Here is a 2,228-nt window from a genome sequence, read left to right as displayed (position 1 = left end):
TGTCAGCGTCGGGTGAAAACTGACCCCTGATCGACGGGTGAAAACGGACCCCCTCCGTGAGCCTGTGGAGGGTGATCAGTGTGGAGGACTGGGCAGAGATTCGTCGGCTGCGCCGGGCTGAGCAGATGCCGATCAAGGCGATTGCTCGTCGGTTGCGGATCTCGCGGAACGCGGTGAGGCGGGCGTTGGCCAAGGACAGCCCGCCCCGGTATGAGCGGCCGGCGAGGGGCTCGTGCGTTGATGCGGTGGAGCCGGCGATCATCGAACTGTTGCGCTCGTGCCCGACGATGCCGGCCACGGTCATCGCGGAGCGGATCGGGTGGGCGCGGTCGTTGACGGTGTTGAAGGACCGTGTGCGCCTGCTGCGTCCGTTGTACTTGCCGCCGGACCCGGCGACGCGGACGGCGTATGTCGCTGGGGACCGGGTGCAGTGCGACCTGTGGTTCCCACCGGTCGACATCGCGCTCGGGTTCGGGCAGGTCGGGCGCCCGCCGGTGTTGGTGATGGCGGCGGGGTACTCCCGGATGCTGTTCGCGGTGATGATCGCCTCGCGGCAGGCGGCCGACCTGATCGCGGGGCACTGGCTCCTGCTGAGCGAGCACCTGCACGCGGTGCCACGGCAGCTGGTGTGGGACAACGAGTCCGCGGTCGGGTCCTGGCGCGCCGGCACGCCGCGGCTGACCGAGGAGTTCGATGCCTTCCGCGGCATCCTGGGCTGCGGCGTGCACCAGTGCCGCCCGCGCGACCCGGAGGCCAAGGGCATCGTCGAGCGGGCCAACCAGTACCTGGAAACCTCCTTCCTGCCCGGGCGCACGTTCACCGGCCCGCGCGACTTCAACGCGCAGCTGCACGCGTGGCTGCCGGTCGCGAACACCCGGATCGTGCGCCGGATCGGGTGCGCCCCGACGGTCCGGTGGCCGGTCGATCAGGCGGCGATGCTGCCCCTGCCCCCGGTGGCGCCCGTGCTGGGGTGGCGCCACCAGCTCCGGCTGGGCCGCGACCACTACGTGCGGGTGGCCGGTAACGACTACTCCGTGGACCCGGTTGCCGTCGGTCGCACCGTGCAGGTCTTCGCTGGCCTGGACACCGTGACCGTCACCCTCGCCGGGCGGCCGGTCGCCACGCATGAGCGGTGCTGGGCTAGGCACCAGAGCATCACCGACCCGGAACACCACACCGCCGCGCTGGCGATGGCCCGGGCAGCCACGCATCGACCGGCCCCGCCGACGCAGCAGGGCGTCGAGCAGCGGGACCTGTCCGTGTACGACACCGCCTTCGGGATCACCGACGGATACGAGGCCGGCCCGCCGCCCAGCATCGGGACCATCGACGGGTCAATAGACGGGCAGGTGGCCTGATGCCGCCGGCCAAGAACTCCGCCACCCGCCGGGACGTGGAAGCCGAGCTGGCGTTCCTGACCCGCGCGTTGAAGGCGCCGTCGCTGCGCGAGGCGATCCCGCGGCTGGCCGAGCGGGCCCGAGCCGACGCGTGGACCTTCGAGGAGTTCCTCGCCGCCTGCCTGCAACGCGAGGTCGCCGCCCGCGAGTCCCACGGCGGCGAGGGCCGGATCCGCGCGGCGAGGTTCCCCGCCCGGAAAGCCTTGGAGGAGTTCGACTTCGACCACGCCCGCGGCCTGTCCCGGGACGTCATCGCGCACCTGGGCACTCTCGACTTCGTCACCGCCAAAGAGAACGTCGTCTTCCTCGGGCCGCCCGGCACCGGCAAGACCCACCTCGCCACCGGCATCGCGATCCGAGCCTGCCAAGCCGGACACCGGGTCCTGTTCGCGACCGCCTCCGAGTGGGTCGACCGGCTCGCCGGAGCCCACCACGACGGCCGCCTGCAGGACGAGCTTCGACGCCTCGGCCGGTACCCGCTGCTCGTCGTCGACGAGGTCGGCTACATCCCGTTCGAGCCCGAGGCCGCGAACCTGTTCTTCCAGCTCGTGTCCTCCCGCTACGAACGGGCCTCCCTGATCGTCACGTCCAACAAGCCCTTCGGCCGGTGGGGCGAGGTGTTCGGCGACGACGTCGTGGCCGCCGCGATGATCGACCGGCTCGTCCACCATGCCGACGTCGTCAACCTCAAAGGCGACTCCTACCGACTCAAGAACCGCGACCTCGGCCGCGTCCCCACACCCCTGGGAGCCGAGGACTGAGATGACCAGAAAGGAAAGGGGTCCATTTTCACCCGTCGCGGAGGGGTCCAGTTTCAGCCGCCGTTGACAG

The 2,228-nt window shown here is 70.8% G+C and carries 2 protein-coding genes; both read left to right on the top strand.

The genetic code is table 11. The annotated features are described in order from the left end of the window. Nucleotides 1-71: 71 nt before the first annotated feature. The gene (gene istA, locus ABD297_RS23505) at nt 72-1,358 is read left to right on the top strand and encodes an IS21 family transposase (RefSeq protein ID WP_344257580.1); all 1,287 of its coding nucleotides are present in this window, start codon (nt 72-74) and stop codon (nt 1,356-1,358) included. After that, nucleotides 1,358-2,158 carry an IS21-like element helper ATPase IstB gene (istB, locus tag ABD297_RS23500; RefSeq protein WP_344257579.1) on the top strand — a complete coding sequence of 267 codons (801 nt, stop codon included), beginning with the start codon at nt 1,358-1,360 and terminating at the stop codon, nt 2,156-2,158. The genes istA and istB overlap by 1 nt, the downstream gene beginning before the upstream one ends. Nucleotides 2,159-2,228 lie beyond the last annotated feature (70 nt).

The organism is Terrabacter carboxydivorans, assembly GCF_039532035.1.
GTDB classification, from domain to species: Bacteria; Actinomycetota; Actinomycetes; order Actinomycetales; family Dermatophilaceae; genus Terrabacter; species Terrabacter carboxydivorans.
This window is presented reverse-complemented; position numbering and strand designations above follow the sequence as displayed.

Coding starts and splice junctions, on each gene's coding strand:
- istB (WP_344257579.1), top strand. CDS start 1,358: ATGCCGCCGGCCAAGAACTCCGCCACCCGCCGGGACGTGGAAGCCGAG.